10 protein-coding genes, 3 tRNA genes and 2 pseudogenes are annotated in these 21,450 nt (G+C 66.8%); 9 read left to right on the forward strand and 6 right to left on the reverse strand.

Features of this window, described 5'->3' with window-relative positions:
- Positions 1–82: 82 nt before the first annotated feature.
- The 3 genes from OG246_RS17660 (at position 83) to OG246_RS17670 (ending at position 474) form a co-directional block, all read left to right on the forward strand.
- Positions 83–155: transfer RNA gene (locus OG246_RS17660), tRNA-Asn, on the forward strand.
- A 5-nt stretch (positions 156–160) separates the two neighbouring features.
- A tRNA-Asn gene (locus OG246_RS17665) sits at positions 161–233 on the forward strand.
- Between the two features lie 167 nt (positions 234–400).
- A tRNA-Ile gene (locus OG246_RS17670) sits at positions 401–474 on the forward strand.
- A gap of 555 nt (positions 475–1,029) precedes the next feature.
- Here OG246_RS17670 and OG246_RS17675 read toward each other — a convergent pair.
- From OG246_RS17675 to OG246_RS17685, 3 genes are read right to left on the reverse strand one after another with little or no spacing between them, the layout of a single operon-like run.
- The gene (locus tag OG246_RS17675) at positions 1,030–2,010 is read right to left on the reverse strand and encodes a hypothetical protein (RefSeq protein ID WP_266462870.1); all 981 of its coding nucleotides are present in this window, start codon (positions 2,008–2,010) and stop codon (positions 1,030–1,032) included.
- Positions 2,011–2,050: 40 nt separating this feature from the next.
- The gene (locus tag OG246_RS17680) at positions 2,051–7,588 is read right to left on the reverse strand and encodes a tetratricopeptide repeat protein (RefSeq protein WP_266462872.1); all 5,538 of its coding nucleotides are present in this window, start codon (positions 7,586–7,588) and stop codon (positions 2,051–2,053) included.
- Entirely contained in the window at positions 7,585–9,033 is a 1,449-nt protein-coding gene (locus OG246_RS17685; protein ID WP_266462874.1) for a triacylglycerol lipase, read from the reverse strand. The genes OG246_RS17680 and OG246_RS17685 overlap by 4 nt, the downstream gene beginning before the upstream one ends.
- 758 nt (positions 9,034–9,791) lie before the next feature.
- Between OG246_RS17685 and OG246_RS17690 the strand changes: the two are divergent.
- From OG246_RS17690 to OG246_RS17700, 3 genes and pseudogenes are all read left to right on the forward strand, one after another.
- Positions 9,792–9,997, forward strand: a pseudogene (locus OG246_RS17690) (ABC transporter ATP-binding protein); the annotation flags it as partial.
- A 7-nt stretch (positions 9,998–10,004) separates the two neighbouring features.
- Positions 10,005–10,171: pseudogene (locus OG246_RS17695) on the forward strand (transposase); the annotation flags it as partial.
- 396 nt (positions 10,172–10,567) lie between these two features.
- A complete protein-coding gene (locus OG246_RS17700) occupies positions 10,568–12,343 on the forward strand; it encodes a heme peroxidase family protein (protein ID WP_266462875.1) in 1,776 nt (591 codons plus the stop codon).
- Between the two features lie 66 nt (positions 12,344–12,409).
- Here OG246_RS17700 and OG246_RS17705 read toward each other — a convergent pair whose 3' ends face one another.
- From OG246_RS17705 to OG246_RS17715, 3 genes are all read right to left on the reverse strand, one after another.
- The gene (locus tag OG246_RS17705; RefSeq protein ID WP_266462878.1) at positions 12,410–14,866 is read right to left on the reverse strand and encodes a galactose oxidase-like domain-containing protein; all 2,457 of its coding nucleotides are present in this window, start codon (positions 14,864–14,866) and stop codon (positions 12,410–12,412) included.
- A gap of 194 nt (positions 14,867–15,060) precedes the next feature.
- Positions 15,061–15,609, reverse strand: coding sequence for a hypothetical protein (locus OG246_RS17710; protein ID WP_266462881.1), 549 nt, complete (start codon positions 15,607–15,609; stop codon positions 15,061–15,063).
- 103 nt (positions 15,610–15,712) lie between these two features.
- Entirely contained in the window at positions 15,713–16,621 is a 909-nt protein-coding gene (locus OG246_RS17715) for a hypothetical protein (RefSeq protein WP_266462883.1), read from the reverse strand.
- Between the two features lie 298 nt (positions 16,622–16,919).
- Between OG246_RS17715 and OG246_RS17720 the strand changes: the two genes are divergently transcribed.
- The 3 genes from OG246_RS17720 to OG246_RS17735 all read left to right on the forward strand — a co-directional run bounded on the left by OG246_RS17720 (position 16,920) and on the right by OG246_RS17735 (position 21,100).
- Positions 16,920–18,251 carry a matrixin family metalloprotease gene (locus OG246_RS17720; RefSeq protein WP_266462885.1) on the forward strand — a complete coding sequence of 444 codons (1,332 nt, stop codon included), beginning with the start codon at positions 16,920–16,922 and terminating at the stop codon, positions 18,249–18,251.
- A gap of 239 nt (positions 18,252–18,490) precedes the next feature.
- The gene (locus OG246_RS17725; RefSeq protein ID WP_266462887.1) at positions 18,491–20,260 is read left to right on the forward strand and encodes a GMC oxidoreductase; all 1,770 of its coding nucleotides are present in this window, start codon (positions 18,491–18,493) and stop codon (positions 20,258–20,260) included.
- 501 nt (positions 20,261–20,761) lie between these two features.
- The gene (locus OG246_RS17735) at positions 20,762–21,100 is read left to right on the forward strand and encodes an XRE family transcriptional regulator (RefSeq protein ID WP_266462889.1); all 339 of its coding nucleotides are present in this window, start codon (positions 20,762–20,764) and stop codon (positions 21,098–21,100) included.
- Positions 21,101–21,450 lie beyond the last annotated feature (350 nt).

Genomic DNA, 21,450 nt, shown 5'->3' on the forward strand with positions numbered 1-21,450 from the left:
TGCTTGCGCTAATGTATGTGTCGCAGCAAGCGCACGCCCCCTGGCGAATACCCAGGTAGGTGCGTTCGATGCAACGAAGCGATCCCCTGTAGCTCAATTGGCAGAGCAGCCGGCTGTTAACCGGCAGGTTACTGGTTCGAGTCCAGTCGGGGGAGCTCGATCTCCTGTAGCTCAATTGGCAGAGCAGCCGGCTGTTAACCGGCAGGTTACTGGTTCGAGTCCAGTCGGGAGAGCAACGGAAGAGGACCCCTCAGGGGTCCTTTTTCATGTCCGCCGGAACCGCGCACGGCACACCGAAGTCCTCATGGTCATGCGTTGCCGACCATCCGAAGCAGGAGATCGTATGAGCGGCTATGCTGCGGCAGACGGCGCGCACAAATGTGCGCGACGCGCCGTAGATGGGGCGGTAGCTCAGCCGGTTAGAGCAGCGGACTCATAATCCGTCGGCCGTGGGTTCGAGTCCCACCCGCCCCACCTGTGCAGGCTTCTGACCTGCGGAAACGTTCATTTTGGGGTGTCGGAGCGTCAACTTTGCCTGAACGGACTGAATCCGCTGCTTGTGGGTTTGGAGTCCCGTGTCGTTCGAGGGAATTCCAACCCCTCTGACCTGCGGTGGAGTAGGCGGAAGAGGTCGTCGCTCGGGGTCAGGGCGGCTGCCCTGAGGACCGATGCCAAGACCCAGGGGCCGTACAGGGGCCGGGACGGCGCGGCCGTGTCCAGGCGACGGTGTCTCCGGGCCGATAGTGCACCTGGTGTTCAGGTGACAGCAGGTACCTGCTGCGAGAGCGTCTGGCGATGGCCGAGGGGGCAAGGAAACGGCCCGAAGAGGAAACGGCCCTATACGGGGTTGACCGACCTTCTCGTGTAGTGGCCCACGGTCCAGCTGGCGTGGCCGTCGAGGTCTGTCCGGCCGATCATGAGACGAGCCAGATACTGACGGCGTTCACCGGCTGAACGGCGCAGGGAGTGACCACATGCGCGCGAGAGCGTGAGTGATCGCTGTTGGATCCGGCCTCGGACCGAAGCGGTTCAGAAGATGTAGGCCGTCGCATCGCCATGCGTTAGAGGCAGCGGCAGATCCGGATGCGGGCCGCTCAGTTCGGCTTCCGCGTCCTTGCAACTGTCACCTACGGAGCGCCGGACGGCCAGCGATTGGTACAGCTGCCTCGTGAATGTCCGGGCCTGCCCGTCGTCCATGGCGTGGGGCCAGCTGATGACCGTGGTCACGGTTAGCGCCATCTCGTGGGCCAGGGCGGTTGAGCCGCAGAAGTTCAGCACGGCGAGGAGTGGCGGGTGGCGGACACGGGAGATCTGCGCGCACAAGGTCTCGTACGCGATGCAGAGGTCTCCGCTCTCCTGGGTGAGGTGGATTCCGCCGAACGAGCTGTGCGCCGCGATGTGCAGGATCGTCGGTCTGAATGTGTCCAGGGCGGGACAGATTTCGGCGAGCCTGACCGATGCCATTTCGGTCAGTTGCATGTAACTCGCGGCGACGGCCTGCCGGATGCATGCTGCCTCGGCGCCGAAGTCGTTGCGTCCAGGGCGTGGATCGCCGGAGACGAATAGCACTCTCGGGGCGGCGCCTGCTGGGGAGAGGAGTCCCACATCGTGGTCCTGCGGGGGGATGTTGGCGGAGAAGACCGAGTTCTGCGACGAGTGGGCGGAGATCGAGGCGGACGATGCCTGGTTCATCAATTCCGACGGGGGCGGTCGCGGGTGACTGGTGGGAGGGTGCAGTGGGTGCCGGGGCAGCAGGTGGCTGCCGATCCTGGTCGGTGCGGTGGGCGGCGGAGGCGCTGGGCGCGGTTTGTCGGTCGTCTCCCGCATGCGGTGCAGGAGTTCTTCCTGCGGGATGCCGAGGGCACGGGTGATGTCCGGCCAGCTCACGCCGTCGGCGCGGTGCCGCTGTACGGCTTTGAGGGCCGCGTCGAGAGCATCTTGCATGGCCCGGTAGCCGGGTGCTGAGTGGAAGAGCCGACCCATGTTGCTGAGGTACGTGATCTCTTCCACCGTGAGTTTGCACGGTGACCCGGAGGGTGGGGGCTGTTCCTCATCCGGCATCGGAGGCGGTTTCGCTTTGCGGGGCCGGCGCGGCCGCGGTGAGGGCGGCGGCCAGCTGGAGCAGCGTGGTCGCGTGGTCCGGGCGGTGCTGGGCAAGTTGGCGGAGGCGGGCCGCGCCGGCTCCTCGCTGTACTTCGGAGCCCTGTGCTGCGGCTTGCTCGATGAGGTCGGTGGGGGACGGGTCGTTGGTGTCGGGGGTTGCCTCGGGTTGTGGGGACTCGGCTGCTGGTGGGGTGGAGAACACCGTGTGTACGGCGAACAGGTACGGAGTGATGAACGGAATCTGCGCGAGGGCTGGTGAAGCGAGGAAGAGCGGGAGGAGTGCGTCCGGTTGGCCCCGCTCGATGAACTCCATGGCTGTGTCGACCGCCGTTGTGGGATCGGTGATCGCGTCGTAGACGTCGGGTGCGGGAAGGTGGTCGGTGAGCTGGAGGATCGCCAGGTGTTGGCGTGACGCCGGGTCGTCCCACTGTGAGTTGAGCAGCTCCCGTACGAGGGGGTCCTCGGTCAGTTGGGGATGGCGGCTGAGGAATTCCAGGTCTTCCGGCCAGGTGGGGGTGGCGAGCCACTCGTCGACTAGATCGGACCTGGCGTTGGTCTCGCGGAGTTCTTCGAGTACCTGGCCAAGGCCTTGTTCGTGTGCGGCGTCGAGTACGGCTGCGAGGTCGCTGAGACCGGTGGTTTCCGGGTACAGCGCACGGGTGAGGTCGAGAGCAGCTCGGCCTTCCGGCGCCGCGAGGAGCGGATAGGCCTGCTGGATGAACGTCTCCTGCTCCGGCCAACTCCGGGCGGAAAGCCAGCCATTGAGGCGGTCGATGACCTCGGGCGGGAGTTCGTCCTTCGACCAGGCGGGCAGGCCGGGGAGGGTTGGCTCCAGCGATTGTCGCGCCAGTACGTGTCGGCTCAGTTCTTCGGCGAGTTCGCGGACGGTACGGCGGGAACGGCCGGACCAGGTGGATTCGGTGGTTTCATCCGCGCGTTGGGCGGCTGAGAGGAGATCTGCCGCCGCGCCGGCGTGATCGTCGTGGAGGTGGCGCCAGCGTGCGCGTGAGACGAGTAGTTCGGCTTGGGGGCCGGAGGGGAGTTCCGAGATCGCTTGGTCGTAGGTGCGCGTTGCTTCGGCAAGACGCTGACGCTCGCTTTGTTGGTTGGAGAGGTTGTTGAGGGCTCCGGCGAGGTTGGGGAGGAAGGCGGTGGGGTTGGCCTGGGCGAGGGTGCGGTAAAGCTCGACGGCTTCGGTGATGGAGGTGAGTGCCCCGTCGCGGTCGCCGGTGCCGCTCTGCTGGACTGCGAGGTTGTTGAGGGAGGAGGTGAGGTCGGGGAGGAAGGCGGCGGGGTTGGCCTGGGCGAGGGTGCGGCGGATTTGGACGGCTTCGGTGATGGAGGTGAGTGCCCCGTCGCGGTCGCCTACCTCGCTTTGTTGGTTGGAGAGGTTGTTGAGGGCTCCGGCGAGGTTGGGGAGGAAGGCGGCGGGGTTGGCCTGGGCGAGGGTGCGGTAAAGCTCGACGGCTTCGGTGATGGAGGTGAGTGCCCCGTCGCGGTCGCCGGTGCCGCTCTGCTGGACTGCGAGGTTGTTGAGGGAGGAGGTGAGGTCGGGGAGGAAGGCGGTGGGGTTGGTCTGGGCGAGGGTGCGGCGGATTTGGACGGCTTCGGTGATGGAGGTGAGTGCCCCGTCGCGGTCGCCTACCTCGCTTTGTTGGTTGGAGAGGTTGTTGAGGGACATGGCGAGGTTGGGGAGGAAGGCGGCGGGGTTGGCCTGGGCGAGGGTGCGGTAGAGCCTGACGGCTTCGGTGATGGAGGTGAGTGCCCCGTCGCGGTCGCCTACCTCGCTTTGTTGGTTGGAGAGGTTGTTGAGGGCTCCGGCGAGGTCGGGGAGGAAGGCGGCGGGGTTGGCCTGGGCGAGGGTGCGGTAGAGCCTGACGGCTTCGGTGATGGAGGTGAGTGCCCCGTCGCGGTCGCCGGTGCCGCTCTGCTGGACTGCGAGGTTGTTGAGGGAGGAGGTGAGATCGGGGAGGAAGGCGGTGGGGTTGGCCTGGGCGAGGGTGCGGCCGATTTGGACGGCTTCGGTGATGGAGGTGAGTGCTGCGTCGCGGTCCCCGATGCCGCCTTGCTGGACTGCGAGGTTGTTGAGGGCTCCGGCGAGGTCGGGGAGGAAGGCGGCGGGGTTGGCCTGGGCGAGGGTGCGGTAAAGCTCGACGGCTTCGGTGATGGAGGTGAGTGCCCCGTCGCGGTCGCCGGTGCCGCTCTGTCGGTTGGAGAGGTTGTTGAGGGCTCCGGCGAGGTCGGGGAGGAAGGCGGTGGGGTTGGCCTGGGCGAGGGTGCGGCCGATTTGGACGGCTTCGGTGATGGAGGTGAGTGCTGCGTCGCGGTCGCCGGTGCCGCTCTGTCGGTTGGAGAGGTTGTTGAGGGAGGTGGCGAGGTCGGGGAGGAAGGCGGCGGGGTTGGCCTGGGCGAGGGTGCGGTAAAGCTCGACGGCTTCGGTGATGGAGATGAGTGCTGCGTCGCGGTCGCCGGTGCCGCTCTGTCGGTTGGAGAGGTTGTTGAGGGCTCCGGCGAGGTCGGGGAGGAAGGCGGTGGGGTTGGTCTGGGCGAGGGTGCGGCGGATTTGGACGGCTTCGGTGATGGAGGTGAGTGCTGCGTCGCGGTCGCCGGTGCCGCCTTGCTGGACTGCGAGGTTGTTGAGGGCTCCGGCGAGGTTGGGGAGGAAGGCGGCGGGGTTGGCCTGGGCGAGGGTGCGGTAAAGCTCGACGGCTTCGGTGATGGAGGTGAGTGCCCCGTCGCGGTCGCCTACCTCGCTTTGTTGGTTGGAGAGGTTGTTGAGGGAGGAGGCGAGATTGGGGAGGAAGGCGGTGGGGTTGGTCTGGGCGAGGGTGCGGCCGATTTGGACGGCTTCGGTGATGGAGGTGAGTGCTGCGTCGCGGTCGCCTACCTCGCTTTGTTGGTTGGAGAGGTTGTTGAGGGAGGTGGCGAGGTCGGGGAGGAAGGCGGTGGGGTTGGTCTGGGCGAGGGTGCGGCCGATTTGGACGGCTTCGGTGATGGAGGTGAGTGCTGCGTCGCGGTCGCCGGTGCCGCTCTGTCGGTTGGAGAGGTTGTTGAGGGCTCCGGCGAGGTCGGGGAGGAAGGCGGTGGGGTTGGCCTGGGCGAGGGTGCGGCCGATTTGGACGGCTTCGGTGATGGAGGTGAGTGCTGCGTCGCGGTCCCCGGTGCCGCCTTGTTGGTTGGAGAGGTTGTTGAGGGCTCCGGCGAGGTTGGGGAGGAAGGCGGCGGGGTTGGCCTGGGCGAGGGTGCGGTAGAGCCTGACGGCTTCGGTGATGGAGGTGAGTGCCCCGTCACGGTCGCCTACCTCGCTCTGGCGGACTGCGAGGTTGTTGAGCCACGAGGCCCGGGCCGCTCGTGCTTCCTCGGACGTATCGACAGCGTCGTCGGGTTCGGAGCGCCTGGCGGCGATAAGCGCGAGGCCGCGAAGTGTGCTGTGTCCGATCGGTACCGTCGTAGCCAACTCGGCCAGTGGCAGTGGTGTTCCCTCGGCTTCGGCGAACCGCTCCAAAGCCTTGACGAAGACGCCACCCTGCGTTGCGGCCACCGAGAGCGCGGGCTGCCACAAGCCGGGGGCGGCGTCCAAGACAGCCTGAGCGATGTCCGCCACGGTGGATTCGTCGCTCGACGAAGCGAACCGTGAGACGCCCACGCACGCGTTCAGCTGCTCATCCTCGTCTGCTGCCTTCAAGCACCCACGGAGCAGCGCGCGATCTGTGCTGAACACGCTGGACGCAAGATGGGTGCCGAGTGGGTCCGGCCGGACCGCCAACGTGCCGTCCTCGGGAGCGGCGGGCAGGAGGTCCGCGAGCAGCGCGGCTATCTCATCGCGCCACTTGCCGTCATGGGCCAACCCTTTGATGGCCTGGAGGGTGTGGTCGAGCCGTTCCTCTTGCGGCGCCAGGAGGCTGAGGCAGGCTCCTGCCTCGCGCAGTATCCCTTTCGTTCGCTTCGAAGGCATGCCGATCCGGGACTTGTACGCCCGCACCCAGTAACCCAGTTCGTGGTCGAGGATCTTCTCGTACAGCTCCTCCTCCGACCCGGGGGTCCCCCCGGTGTCGCCCGCTCGGGCGGCGAGCCAGGCGAGCATGACCAGATCCAGAGTGGTCCACCTGCCGGAGTCGGGGTCGGGAGGCGGGCTGCTGCCCATGGCGACGAGTTCCGACCCGCCGAAGGAGCGCACTGCCGCCCGGTAGACGCCCGTCTGGCGGGGGTGACGGGCGGCCAGAGCACTGTCGTGCAGAGCGTAGGGAAGGCTTTCCTCCCTGAGCGCCACCGCGATCTCCTCGTCCCACCAGCCGCTGACTGTTCGCGCGGTCAACAGCAGGCAGGTGGGCGCTTCGCGCTCCCGCAGGGTCCGCAGCACATTGATGACGTCCCCGGACTTGCGGTCCTCGACGTAGTCGACGACGACCAGCAGCGGGGAGGCGACGTCGCTCAACCATGCCCGGTCCTGGGGGTCGGGGTCGCGGACGAGGAAACCGGCGTACCAGCCGGTGGCGGCAAGCCGGTGGGAGAGTTCCGCAGCCAGGCGGGTCTTTCCCGCTCCGCCGACGCCGTGCAGCAGGGCGATCCGAGTGCGTGGCCCCAGGGGATCAGGTGCCTGGAACCAGTCCTGGAGGAAGCCGAGTTCGTCCCGTGGATGGAAGCGGATGGCGTCGTAGCGGGCCCACAGGAACTTGAGCGGGCCGCCCTTGCTGTCGTCCGCCGCCAGTGACTCTGGCACCGGCAGATACGGCGGTGCTAGGACGTCGGTGGTGGGCCGGTACGGCAGGGGGTGCGGCTCGCAGTGCTCGTAGCCGAGACCGACGTCGATTGTCACGCTCCAGCGGTCCTCGGTGGCTTCCCGTAGGAGCGCGGCAGCGTAGGCGACCGACTGAGCCCAGGACTGCTGCTCTCGCCGCCGCGGGTCGGCCGTATCGACACGGGAGGCGACGCCGGTGATGTCGACGGCCAGGAACGTGCCGGGGGAGTCCTCGCTCTCTGCGAGCTGGTCGACGAAGTCAGGTGGAAGGGTCCCCCAGTCGGGGTCCTCCTCGTCCCAGCGGTAGTCCCGGTGCGCGCGGTTGGACCAGTTGCCGTCAAGCCAGACAGCGACCAGCGCGTGCGCCGGATCACCCGGCTTGGCACCGGCCAGGACAATGATCAGCGGATGGAGCCCGGCGTCCAGGCACGCTCCGGCGAAGGTGACCGCAAGGTCCAGGCAGGTGCCGTGGCGTGGCCGGCGGAGCACCTGGTCCGGCGGCCGGATGGTCTGGCGGCCGGGATCACTGGTGGTCGGCTCATCGGCGTACTGGATACGGAGAGCGGCGAAGGCCTCGTACAAGGCACGTGCGCGAGCGGCAGGAGGACCGTCCCCGGGGGCGGGCATGGGGGTGCCGAGGAGGTCGGCCGGTGCCCCGCGCGCACGCTCGCCCGGACGACCGCGCTGGACGTACTCGATCAGAGCCCTGGGATCGCTGCTCGCCCACCGGCGCCACGCCGTACTCACGAGCCCGCTCCCTCGTACCCAGCGTCGACCACGCCCAGTACGTCCCCGGCCTGAAGACGATCCACCACCGGCACACCGGTGGCCGCGACCTCCACCGAGTACGTCCCGGCCCCCGGCGGCAAGAGCTCCGCCTGCCACCGATCGTCACCGGACCTGGCGCAAGGCAGCCACGGCGTGACGTCCTTCTGCCGGTCGTCGCGTGCACGGACCCGTATCCGTACCTGCGTCCGTTCGTCGGCCCGCGCGCCGTGGAGGTTCACGCCGACCGCAACCGGGTCCCCGGACAGGGCGGTGTCGTCCAGGTCGAGCCCGAGCCAGGGGCGGTCGGGCTTGTCCCCTCGTACGGACTCGAGCGATTCACCGGCGTACTCGGCCAGTATGTCCACCACCACCGACGAGGAGGCGAGTGCCATATGACGCTCCGCCACTCCCCTGCGGGCGCGCATGTCCTGCTGCTCGATGGGGATGGCCGAGATGGCAGGGACCGTGCCATCGCCGAGCCAGTCGGGGTTGGGCAGCCAGCCCGGTGCGCCCTTCGTCACCGACAGGCCGGCAGGTGAGAGCAGGGCCTGCTGGAGGGTGGCGTGACCCCGGCCGAACACGGCTGTCAACTCAGGGCAGTTAGGCTTGTCGGGCAGCTCTGTCCAGGCCGCCTCGATGTCCTGGTGGACGCCGAATGCGTCCTTCGCCCGCGAGACAAACGACGCGTCGACAGCTGCCCCTGCGCCGGCCCCTTCCTCCAACTCGTAGGGCCTGAGCGGTTCCGAGCTGTCCGGCCGTGCCACCGCAGGGTAACGCGGCAGGAGTTCGTACGCCGACGGCCACTGACGCAGCACTGCGGTGAGCCCAGCCAGCCGCTTGGGGCCCACCTTCAGGCCGTTCGCCAGGACATCCAGCGCCTTGGGAGCGCCGCGGTGCGGGGTGCCGAGGGTGATCAGCGCGGCGCAGTCGGCCGCGCCGCCCAGGGGGCCCAGCCAGTAGCGGGCGACCAGGCCACCCATGGAGTGCGCGACCACGATCACACGCCGTCGGCGTGCTCCGGAGTGCTCGCCGCTCAGACGGGCGGCGACATCGGCGGCGAGGCGCTCGGCCGCGTGCCGGATGCTGTGCCGGAAGTCGTACGGGAAGAGGACCAGGTCAGCACGGTTGTCCGGCGCGCGCCCAGGCAGGGAGACATCCACCTGTACGTCATCGAAGCGGTTGCGGATCTTGCGTACCAGGCCGTCATAGCCGGGGACGACGAAGGGGCCGATCAGGGTGATGTCCGGCATCAGACCGACCGGGACCAGGTCCGGATGCGTGTCCAGGCCCAGCCGGTGCGGCCGGGTGGCCGCGGCGACGAACCGCCGTCGGTGCTCGTCCCAGCGGGCGGCCCCCTCCGCTGTCTGCAGGACACTCCCGCCGATTCCGGGCACCACGACGACAAGATGCTTGAGTGAAGCCACTGCTGTTTCCCCCGTTCACGCCCGCCACCGGGGCGCTGGACCAGGGTGACGGTCAATCAGGGGTACGAAGATAGCGCCGGGTCGCCCATGTTCGGCAGGGTTTCACCGCATCGACAATCAGGACCAATGTCATCCGGTGATTCGAGAGGCTGTTTGCCGCAAGTCCGGAACGCAACCGCCAGCTGACGGGGTGTGCCGAACCGGAAACGGTCAGACTGAAAACACTCTGGCGGGAGCGCCGGATGCGACTTCGAGACACTCCGTTGGCTGGGGATGAAGTTTGAATGAAGGCCCTCTGGGTGACGAGACCCACTTCCTCGGCTGACCCGGTCGGCAGGCTGCTGGCCGGGGTCTGTGCGCACTCTGGTCGACAATTTCGCCTCTTGAAGTAGCGATGATGCTCCACCCCGGTATCGGGGTGGAGCATCATCGCGTTGGAAGGGCAATCCGCTACTCGCGATTTTGAAGTCCGGCGCCGCTCGGAGGAGCTCCAACCCCTCTGACCTGCGGCGGAGTAGGTGATCAAGGTTGTTGTCGGCCTCCGGGATGGCTGCCCTGAGGCTCGATGCCGAGACCCAGGGGCCGGGCAGGGGCCAGGGGGCGCCGACGTGTCCGCGCCGACGGTGCCCCCGGGCCGGTTCGTTGTCCTTTGCTTGTTGTCTGGGCATGGGGCTGTCGTCCACAGCGTGGCCAGTCGAGTCCGGCCCGGCAGCGGAGGCGGCGCAGATGTCGGTATGTCTGGTGCGCAGGCCAGGGGGGACGAGGCCGTGGCGCGGGACCGGATCCGGCGGCTCGCCCTGGACCCCACGCAGCGGGCCGGGAAGCTGTCCGCGGCCAGTGGGCACAACTCGCCCTCGGCATAGCCAAGTGGCCCGAGCTGCTCATCCCGGACGAGCCGGTCGCCGCCCTCGACCCGCTGGCCCGATGGGAGTTCATGCAGGACCTGATGGAGGCCGTCGCCGAGCAATGGTGAGCTCACCATCCACAGCGGCTACGGCCAGCACGACCCGGCCGGGAAGAACGGCGGTAACTCCCGCAATGGCAACCGCATCAAGACGGCGCTGATCGACGTCGGGCCGGTCGAGATAGCCGTGCCCCGTGACAGGGACGGCTCGTCGAGCCGAAAATCGTGCGCAAGTGTCGCGGCGTAGTCGCCCAGCTTCGAGTCGCACGACTGGGCCGGCCGTGGTGGCAGGAACTCCCGCAACGGTATGCGGTTCAAGACCGTGCTGACCGACGTGAGGTTCGTGGAGGATTCGGCCATGGTCGTCCCGTCGGACACGGCATCCTGCCCGAGCGCCTTCGCTCGGTGCTGCGGCAGGCCCATCGGTCCGGAATACGTGGACGGAGCGATGTGGTACCCCGCTGTGGCACCACACGCATCGTGAGCAGTACCCCGAGTTGACCTGTTTGGTGCTTAAGGCGAGCCCACGTCGGCGGCTTAGCGTGAGGCCGAACCGTGGGAGAAAGTGCACTGTGCGCCCGCGGTACCGGGCCCGGTAGTTCGGGACGCGGGGAGAGGTGGGGCGGGATCATGCAGAGGCACAATCGCGAAACGTTCTTCCTGGCCGATGAAGGCCGGATCCTGGAGATCAGGGACGGGGAACCGCGATCGAGGGTCCCCCGGGCGGAAGAGCAGTTGACGAGTTTCCGCTTCTCCCGGCTGAGTAGGACGGAGGGCATCCAGGTCAGCCCCGAGCTCCGCGAGAAGCTGGCCAGGGCGATGACAGCGGGCGGTGGTGCCGCCAACCCGGACTCTTCGCCCGGTATACCCGCCGGGTTCACCTACCTGGGCCAGTTCGTCGACCACGACCTGACCCAGGACCGGACGCGGGTGGCGAACTTCGGTGACCCTGTATCTCTAGAGGACATGCTCCAGGGGCGCTCTCCTGCGCTCGACCTCGACTCCCTGTACGGCCTGGGGCCGGGCCACCCGACTTCGGCGGCCTTCTTCGAGGCGGACGGCGCCCGGCTCAAGGTGGGAGAGACCATCGCATCCGGGCCGCCTACTGTTCCGGCGGCCGCGATCTCTCATCCGGGTTTCGACCTGCCGCGTGCCGCAGAGCTGGGCACTGGTACCCAGGCCGACAAGCGCAGGCCGCTCATCCCCGACGGGCGCAACGACGAGAACCTGGTGGTCGGCCAGCTCCATCTGGCGTTCATGCGCTTCCACAACCGGGTGGTCGACCACCTTGTCGAGGAGGGCACGACCAGCTCCGAGCTGTTCGAGCGAGCCCGCGCGACCGTGGTCAAGCACTACCAGTGGATGCTGCGCACCGAATTCCTGCTCCACATCGTCGACCAGGGCATCGTGGACCAGGTGTTCACGTACGGGCGACGGTTCTTCGAACTTCCGCCGGACAACCAGGGCCCGTACGGTTTGCCGCCGCAGAGCGGGGGACCGTACGACAGCGCGCAGCCCGGAGACCGGCCGACGATGCCCATCGAGTTCTCGGTTGCCGCCTATCGGCTCGGACACAGCATGATCCGGGGCCAGTACGAGTGGAACCGCGTGTTCAACAGCAGGGGAGGACTCATCCCCGCCAACCTGGGATTGCTGTTCCGGTTCAGCGGGACCTCCGGAAATCTGACACCCGGATCGCCGACCGATCTGACCGATCTGGATGATCCGGAGTCGGGCGACAACCTTCGGCTGCCGAGCAACTGGATCGCGGACTTCCGAAGGCTGTTCGACTTCGACGCGGCGGGCCGGAAGGACCTGGTCGTCGACACGCTGGACTTCAATCTCACCAAGCGGATAGACACCCTGCTGGTCGATCCCCTCAGCGATCTCCCCGCCGGATCCTTCAACCAGAGGGGACAGGGCACGCCCCCGCCCATCCAGCGCAACCTGGCCTTCCGCAACCTCACCAGGGCCTCCATGGTGAAGCTGGCCACAGGCCCCCAACTGGTGGCGGAGCTGGAGGGGCTGGGTATCACACCGCTGACCAGGACCGAGATCCTGCGCGGCAACGGGACCGATGGCGTGCAGTTCACCGGGGAGAATGTCCTGACACAGCCCGAGGAGCAGGAACTGGTCGAGCACACCCCGCTGTGGTTCTACATCCTGCGGGAGGCTGAGCTGAACTCACAGCGGCCCGGACGGCTCACTGGCCTGGGCGGCAACATCGTCGCTGAGGTCTTCCACCGGGCGATGGAAGGCAGTGTCAACTCCATCGTCAAGGACCCGGACTGGACACCTACGCTACCTTCGTACAAGCAGGGCGATTTCACCATGGTGGACCTGCTGCTCTTCGCCTTCGAGGGCAAGCCGGAACTCCTCAACCCCCTGCTCGACGGCCCCATCTGACAGGCCGCCGAAAATCACAGGCTGTGGCCCCGCTCCGGATGGAGCGGGGCCACAGCGCATCGTCGTTCAGAGGTGGATCCAGTGCGCGGTTGAGGGCACCTTGTTGTCGTCGGTGAGGAAGAGCATGTACCAGCCCGGCGGTGCGATATCCGGATCCTTGGTGACCGCGAGGTCGATCTGCCCGTTCCCTTGCCTGGTGATGGGAAGGTCCACCAGCCGCTGGGAGTTGTCGAAGGCATGCGTGGTGGAGCCGCCCCGGATCAGGCTGGCCCAGAGGATCTGCCCCGCCTGTGGGGTACTGACGGTCACTTCCTGTCCGTAGGCCCATTCCTCGGCTGCCTCGGTGATGACAGGTCGTGGTCCCGCGAACAGATACGGGGGGCTGTAGACCTCCAGTCGCAGCTCCTCGTTCGGGCTGTCTTCCCAGTGGACCTGTGCTCCGTAGGGCGGCGGGTTGCCGCAGGCTGTGACGACTCGTCCGTCGGGCAGTAGCAGCGCCACGGAGTGGTACAGCCTGGGGATCGTCGCGGTGGCGCCGATTCGCCAGGTGTCGGTGGCTGGGTCGTAGATCTCGGACTGAAGCCGTGGCACCGTGTGGGACTCCCGTTTGAGTGCCCCTCCGCTGACGAAGACCGTGCGGTCCGGCAGGAGGACGGCATTGAGGTGCATGCGCGGCAGATTGATCTGTGCAGCGGGCCGGTACTGAGGGTTCGGGACGGACAGGTCCGCTATCGCCGTACTTCCGGTGGCGTTGCTGACGTCCTCCGGGCCGCCGGCTATGAGCATGACCTTCTGCTCCTGGGCGGGGGGCAGCAGCACGCTGGCGGACTGGTTGCGCGAGGCCGGGTCCTGGAGCCCGGGAACGGGAGTGACACCCATCGGCTGTGTCCCCAGGTCGAGGAGGCAGGGGCCCTGTGGGCTCTCGTCGTCCATTCGGCCGCCGCTGAAGAAGACCCGCCCACCGGTGGTCAGAAAAAGGTGAGCGTAGAGCGGCATCCCTGTCAGCTGATCCTCGCCGGGCAGCGGCAGTTGACGCCAGGAATCAACGACCGGGTCGTAAAGCTCGATGGTCCGGTTGAGCGTGCCGTCTGTCTCGTTCAGCCCGCTGACGGCGAGGACTTTGCCGTCGTCCAGGGTCAACAGCGTGGGGTACCAGCGGCCGTGTGCCATCCGGGCGCGCGGCTGCCACTGCCGGGTGACCGGGTCGAGGGCCAGACAGTCGGCACGGCCGAGGTTGCCGTGTCCATCGCCCGGATAGGCGAGGTTGCCGCCGGCGGACAACAGCGAGCCGTCTGCGAGGAGGGTGTCGCCGCCGCAGAAGAAATCAAAGGGCTTGCCATCGGGGCCGAAGCGGGTCTCCGGATGGAAGAAGTTCCCCCCGGGTGGCGCTGCTGGGTCCCAGATGACGCTGGTCCACACACCCTTGGCCATGCTGCCCCAGTCGGGACTGGCCGCTCGGACCTGGCTGTTGCCGGACCCGGAGAAGAAGACCACCTGCCCGGTGTGCAACAGGGCGGCATGGATAGCCAGCACCTGCGAGTTGAAGGGGAGTACCTGCCACGAGCCTCGGACCGCCGGGTCGTCCCGCAACGGGAGCACGGTGCTGAAGCCGGCGTTCTGACCGGGCGGGGCATCGACCATGACGACGAGCAGTTGCGGTGCCCCGCCGATCTCGGCGACGGCGGTGGCGGCTCCCTCGTTCTCCCAGGAGAACCAGTTGGGGACGCCGAGCCAGGTCGACCAGCCGTTCTCGCCCTGCGCGGGCACGCCGGTTGGCCCCACGTCGAACGCGAAGCGATAGAGGGCCTGGTTCTGTCCTGGTGGGTTGTCGATGGTGAAGACGATGAGGTCGGGTTTGCCGTTGGCGTTGAGGTCGGTGATGGCGATTCCTGCGCCTTGGTTTTCCCAGGAGAACCAGTCTGGTATGTCGAGCCATGGGCCCCATTCGCCGGTGATGTTGCCTTGTTCGTCGAGGTCGTGGCCTACGCGGTATATGCCGCGGTTCTGTCCTGGTGGGTTGTCGATGGTGAAGACGATGAGGTCGGGTTTGCCGTTGGCGTTGAGGTCGGTGATGGCGATTCCTGCGCCTTGGTTTTCCCAGGAGAACCAGTCTGGTATGTCGAGCCATGGGCCCCATTCGCCGGTGATGTTGCCTTGTTCGTCGAGGTCGTGGCCTACGCGGTATATGCCGCGGTTCTGTCCTCGTGGGTTGTCGATGGTGAAGACGATGAGGTCGGGTTTGCCGTTGGCGTTGAGGTCGGTGATGGCGATTCCTGCGCCTTGGTTTTCCCAGGAGAACCAGTCTGGTATGTCGAGCCATGGGCCCCATTCGCCGGTGATGTTGCCTTGTTCGTCGAGGTCGTGGCCTACGCGGTATAAGCCGCGGTTCTGTCCCGGTGGGTTATCCACCATGAACACCACGAGGTCTAACTTGTTGTTGCCGTTGAGGTCGGCGACAGCGACTCCTGCTCCCTGGTTGTCCTGCGAAAACCAGTCCGGTATCGCGGAAAATCCCACTGGCATGATCAACTCCCATCAGTAGGTCCTCTATCGGGAACCCTTTGTGGGCAACCTAACCGTCGCAGAGCAGATGTCGAGACCCCGAACTGCTCGTAGTGAAGGTCGCTGAAGTCAACGGCACCAAGCCAGGCGCCTATCGGGTCCTTTCCGGTCAGCTGGGTGTGCCTTGTTGCGCGTTGAGAGGCTGCGGTGAACCCTTATGCCAAGAGATAGATCCGGGTGGCGAGCAGGCCCGCGAACGCGGCAAAGTCCGCGGTCACCTTGCTCCGGCAGATCCCGGCCTCGTTGTCCCGGACCAGCATCCGCAGGACCGCACTCCAGCCGGTCGGCAGCTTCCAGTGCCCGTCGATCAGGTCGCCGGTGGTGCGGGTGGGCAGCATCCGCGCGGCGATGATCCGTGAGTAGCCCGAGACCATCACGAGCACCGGCGGGCGCCCGGACTGCCCATATCCGAGGAGTATGTCTAGGTGCGGGAACCACAGGTCGCACTGGGCCAACTCGCCAGGCTGATACGTCGTGCGCGAGACCGGATCGACCGGCAGATAGGCCGGCCGCAACTCGCGTACGCGCTCCTTGAGGACGGTCATGCCACAGTCCCAGCCGATCCGCTCCGCGATCACCGTCGTCGGCATCGTCGGGGTCTGCTTCAACAGCTCCCGGGTCTGCGGCTCGACCGCGTCGACCGCCCAGCCCTTCGGCGCCCGGGAGTATATCGGCGGCCGGTTGGTGGCCAGCGGCCGCTTCACGGTGTTCTTCGAGATGCCCAGCTGCCGGGCGATCGATTGATCGGTCAGATCCCTGGCCGGAAGACGCGAGGCCCCTCAGACGGGTCCTTGCGGTCGTGGATTGTCACTTTGCCGCGGCCGCAGCCTCACGCACGTGGCGGGATCGCAGATAGCCACATGACGCGTGATTGTTCGGCGAGGGGTTGTCCACCACGATGTCGGCAATCACTTTCGCCCCCGTCCTGAAATCGTCAGCCAGGGTGGTGTCCAGCGTGACGAGGTCAAGAGGGTCGGCGAAGTTCGTCCACAACCGCACCGGGGCGGGAATCCGCAGGGGCCGGGCGATGACGTCCTGGATCTCGGTGTAGCCCAGGGGCGAGCCCAGCGTGATGAACAGCGGAACCTGCTTCTGGGCCAAGCCGGCCTCGCTGAGCACGTCGTAGGCAACGACAGTGCCAAGGCTGTGGCTGACCACCACGACGGGTCCGTTCACGGCATTGAGGACCGTGCGCAGCCGGTCCCTGATCCTTTCCTGGACGCCGGTGAAGAAGTACCCGTTGGCGTCCGGGATGAGGTGGCGCAGCAGCTGCCGCAACAGGAAGCGGCGCAGGGGTCCGGGCAGCGGCAGCAGCTCGGCGACACCGGCGGCGGGGCGGGCGCCTGCGGTCGGGGCGAGGCCCGTCGGGCTCGCGGCGCGGGCTGCCATACTGATCGCCAGGGAGAGGGCGAACTCCTGCCCGACCGGGGCCATCTCGGCGAACGCTTCGCGAACCTCGGCGTCCTCGATGAGCGCGGTATCGGCGAACGCGTCGGACACAAGCGCCCCCAGCGCACCGCTCGCGCTGCACGCATCGGCCGCGATCGCGGCCGGGCGGTCGTGCAGCAGGTCGGCGTAGTAGACCATCCGGGTGCGCTCCTTCATGTCCTGCCCGAACAGATCCTCGTCCCAGGCGCTCTTCAGGTCGGACTCCGGCGGTTTATTGCCAGCACCATGCACATAGATGAACGTGGCGGGGTTCGCGTTGAATTCCATAGAGGAAATCTCCCTTCCGGTTTTCCGTGGCGGGGCGCGGTTGCGGGGAGCATCCCGCTCCAGCGGCTTCCGGTCAATCCGTCAGAAAACGCGGCACAGGCAGGCGTGGTTGCTCGTTCAACGTGCTCTTGGTTCCTGGGAAGGCAAGGAATAAATCGTCACCGACGGCCGACCCAAATGATTCCGCGTCGACGGCGAAAAGTGGGAGACAGGATTCCCGCTCCCGGGGCTGGCCAGCACTCTGCCATCGCGGGATGCTGCGAACCCCAGAGGTGTGAACCAGGGAGAAGTGACCAGCATGCCCGACGACAAACGTGCGCTAGATTATTTGCGACAGTTCGGCTACCTCCCCGACGAAGTCGCCCTCGACTCTCCCCAGGGCCCGGCGGCCGTCCGAGCATGCCAGGCCATGGCCCTGTTGCCGGCCACCGGGGCAGTCGATGCCGAAACAGAGAAAGTGTTCGCACGGCCCCGCTGTGGATTCCCTGACCGGCAGGGTGCCCTTGAGGCCGGCATCGGGACCTTCGTGGCCTTCGGCACGGTATGGGATCACGCGGTCATCACCTACCGCGTCAACAATCTCTCCCGTGACTTGGGGCCCGAGCGGCAGCGTGCTCTTATAGAGACGGCCTGGAGTCGCTGGTCTTCGGTGGTTCCCTTGGTGTTTCGAGAGACCGGTGAGCAACCTGATATCGAAATTCTCTTCGATGCGCAGGCGCACGGAGACGATTTTCCGTTCGACGGGGCCGGAGGCGTTCTCGCACACGCGTTCTTCCCGCCGCCGAATGCCGGGGCGCTGGCCGGAGACGCGCATTTCGACGAGGACGAAACGTGGCAGGAGGGATTTGGAGCCCAAGGCTTCGACCTGCTGACGGTCATGGTGCACGAATTCGGCCACTCGCTGGGCCTGGCGCACACCTCGGTGCCGAGTTCGACGATGAACCCCTTCTATCCGACGCCGTCGGTCCCTGCGGCGGACGACCGCGCGGGGATCCGCTCGATCTACCGGCGCCACATCTGGGTCGCGTCGCTCTACCGCGACATACTCGGCCGCCGCTTCGACGACGGGGGACTCAACGGCTGGGTGCAGGGCCTTTTCTCGGGTGCAAGCCCGCAGGATGTGGCGCGCGGGTTCTGCTACTCGGAAGAGCATTCCGGGCAGATCGCCACGGACCTGTACTTCGCCCTGCTGGACCGGGCGCCGGACGAGGCGGGCCTTGCCGGCTGGCGCAGCCAGCTGCAGCAGGGCATGGGACGCCAGTCGGCGATCGTCGCGTTCCTCGACAGCGCGGAGTACCGGGGCAAGCATCCGGCGGATGACGCGTTCATCGATTCGCTCTACCGCCGTCTGCTCGGCCGTCCGCCGGACGCCGGGGGCTTCGACTTCTGGAGTCAGCGCATGCGGGACGGCATGCCGCGCTTCGAGGTCGCGCGCGGCTTCGTGCTGTCCGAGGAGTACTGCCGCAACCACAGCCGTGATCTCTACCAGCGTTTCCTGCGCCGTCAGCCGGATGCCGCAGGATGGCAGGACTGGACCGACCAGCTGATGCGTGGCCTCAACCACCAGGACGCTCTGATCGGATTTGTCGCTTCACCCGAGTACCAGACCGCCGTAGAAGGCTGGTGGTAGGCGGACCGGCAGGGATGCCGGCCTCAACCGTCGAGGTGTTTTCCCAGGCCGACGGTCCCGTGTTCCCGCTTCCTCGTGACCTCCTCTGCGCCAGCCTCACGGGCAGACTGTGGGCGCCTGCGCCCAGGGCCACAAAAGCGCCGTCCCCTCGGGGCGACGCAGGCGGTCTTGTCCAACCCCCGCTTCTCTGCTGCCCGGGTCACTACGTACGGTGACCATTGAGCCCAGGAAGGGCGCCCATGTTCACCGTTGCCTTCGAGACCCGGGCGGCCGCGCCCGGGCACGTGATCTCCCTTCGTACCTCGAAGGACTGGAACGCGGACATCCCTGGCTGGTTCTCAGACGGGCAGTGGATCTTCACGCTCGATGAGCGAGACTATGGGGACCAGTTGGAGTGCAAGTTCGTGCTGGACCGCACTACCTGGATGGCGGGGAACAACCTCGACGTGGCGACGGCGCCCGGCGCAGCGCGCCGCTTCACGGATGCTGAGATTGTCTTCCTCGCGGAGGAGAAGGTGGTCGCGGAGTCCGGCCGGGTGCAGCGGGCCCTTATCCGGCCCGACTACGACGAGAACCATGTCTACGACGTCATCGTCGTGGGCTCCGGTTTCGGCGGCGGGATCCTTGCCGACCAGCTCGGCGACCGGGGTGCGGACGTGCTCGTTCTGGAGCTCGGGTCCTATCTGTTCCCGACCCATGTGGCCAATCTGCCGCGTCGGTTACGGACCGGAGTCTTCGACAAGCATGTGTGGGGGCTGTGGCAGGACTTCCGCACCGTCAACTACACCAACGGCCCGGGGTCGGACTTCCAGGGTGCCCAGGGGTTCAACCTCGGCGGGCGGTCCGTCTTCTGGGGCGGCCTGATCCCCGCGATGGGGGCGTGGGAACTCGTAGGCTGGCCCGCGGAAATCCGCGAGCACCTCCTCGACATGGGTTACCGGCGCGCGCAGGACGCGCTCAACCGGACAACCCCGGTCGCCTCGGCCTACCAGGAGGACACCAAACGACTGCTGACCGCCACGCTGCCCGACCACGAGCACCTCGACGCGCCGGTGGCCGTCCAATACCAGGGCTACACCTCCGCGTCGATGCCCGGCGGAATGTTCTCCACCGCCGACCTGCTGCTGGAGAGTCTGCTCGTCCAGGACAACACCCCGCCACCGGGCAGGCTCACCGTCAACCTCAACCATGCCGTCCGCGAGGTGCTCACCGACGGAGACCACAGGGCCGACGGGGTGCGCTGCTTCGACCTCCTCAACTGGCGGGAACGCCGCTACCGAGGCCGGAGCATCGTGCTGGCCGCGGGGACCATCGAGTCGGCGAAGATCGCACTCCAGTCCCGGCTGAAGGACCCCAACCAGCTGATCGGACGCGGCATCACCGACCATCCCATCCTCTACACCCACTTCTCGCTCCCCTTCGACTCGCCGCACGCCGTGCCCGCCTCCAGCTCCAAGGTGCTGTCCCGGTATCGCCATGCCTCGGCCGACGACCACCCGTACAACGCGGTGCTGGAACTGGGCGCGGACTTCAACCAGGGTCGCTATGTCGATCCCGACAACCTCGCGCAGCACTGCAAGGACAAGAGGGAGTCGGTGCTCTGCGAACTCGTGTTCCTTCTCCACGCGGATCTGCAGAACGACAACCACGTCGAACTCGGCGGCTCGCTCGATGACCCCGTGACCGTCCATGTCCGGCCCGCCCCCGTCGCGCCCGAGGTCCGAGAGCAGATGGAGCAGGTCAAGCGAGCGGTCTTCGATGCCTTCGGCGCGCAGCCGGTCGGATTCGAGGACCTGTCACTGAAGACCGCGTCACTGGGCGGGGTAGCCCATGAAGTCGGCACCTTGCGCGTCGGCGGTGTCGTCGACAGCGATCTGCGGTTCCTCGGTTACGACAACCTCTACGCCTGCGACAACTCGGTATTTCCCACGTCCCCGGCGGCGAACCCGTCCCTGACGCTGGCCGCGCTCGCGTTGCGCTTGGCGGAGCACCTGGCGCCGGCGGGATGAAACGGTGGACGCCCTGAACGTCCCGGGATGGGGGCGGTGCAGGTGCCCGAGGCAACTCATCGATATATGAGGGCAGCTGGTGGATTGCTGTTACTCGCTTGGTGATTCTGGTGCCCGTGGCGGTTCACCTGCAGTGAATACTGACGGCCGAGCGGGTGTACGCAGACGCGACGCCGACGAGCGGCCTGAGAAGGACGGCCCGAAAGAGATGGTGTACGCCTTCGCTGTATCCAGGGAGAGCTGGCGGTGGACTGACACCCCTTGCGACAACGGCCACAGAGGCTCCGCTCCCGAGTGCCGGAGCTCCGCCCGGGCTCGGCAGGGGCTACGGAAGCGCGGTTGCTGTTCGCTGTTCGTGTTCGACCCGGACCGCCAGGCCGTGATCCTGGTCGGCGGTGACAAGGCAGGCAACTGGTCCGGCTGGTACCGCGTCGCTGTGCCTCAGGCGGAGCAGGCGTACGCAGAGCATCTGAAGCGAATCGATGGAGAGGACGGGGCACGATGACTGATCACCTCAAGGACCCGCAGGCCGTCTCCTGGGGATACCTGGCCGAGGATTTCGCCTTCACCGATGCCGAAAAGGATCAGATCCAGAAGGGGGCACAGGCAATGATCCTGGCCTCCCGTGTGCACCGCCTCGCCGAGTTGCGGAAACGACAGCACACCACGCAGGTCCAGGTTGCTGAAGCCATGGGTGTCACCCAGGCCCGCGTCTCACGCATCGAGAGGGGCCAGCTGGAGCGCAGCGAGGTCGACACCCTCGCTGTCTATGTCAAGGCACTCGGCGGCAAGTTGAAGATCGTCGCTGACTTCGGTGATGAGACCTACATCCTCGGCTGACCCGGTCGACAGGCTGCGGCCGGGGCCAACGCGCACTCTGGTCGACAAGTTCGCCTCTTGAAGTAGTGCAGATGCTCCACCCCGATACCCAGGGTGGAGCATCATCGCGTTGGAAGGGGAATCCGCTGTGCGAGGGTTCTATTCCCTTGGCTGGACTGGGCGGACGCGGCTGCTGTTGTGGCAAGTGTCCAACTCGTCGACCCCCAGGGGCCATTGAGGGGCCACAAGGACAGGAACACATCGACAAGCACCACTCGGGACTGACACTGATCAGCACGTCTGGCCTGGGAAAACGTCAAGGATGAGCGTTGATCGGCAAGGGCCGCCAAGATCCCCAAGGGACTCATAAT

The sequence above is a fragment of the Streptomyces sp. NBC_00620 genome (genome assembly GCF_026341825.1).
Classification (GTDB): Bacteria; Actinomycetota; Actinomycetes; order Streptomycetales; family Streptomycetaceae; genus Streptomyces.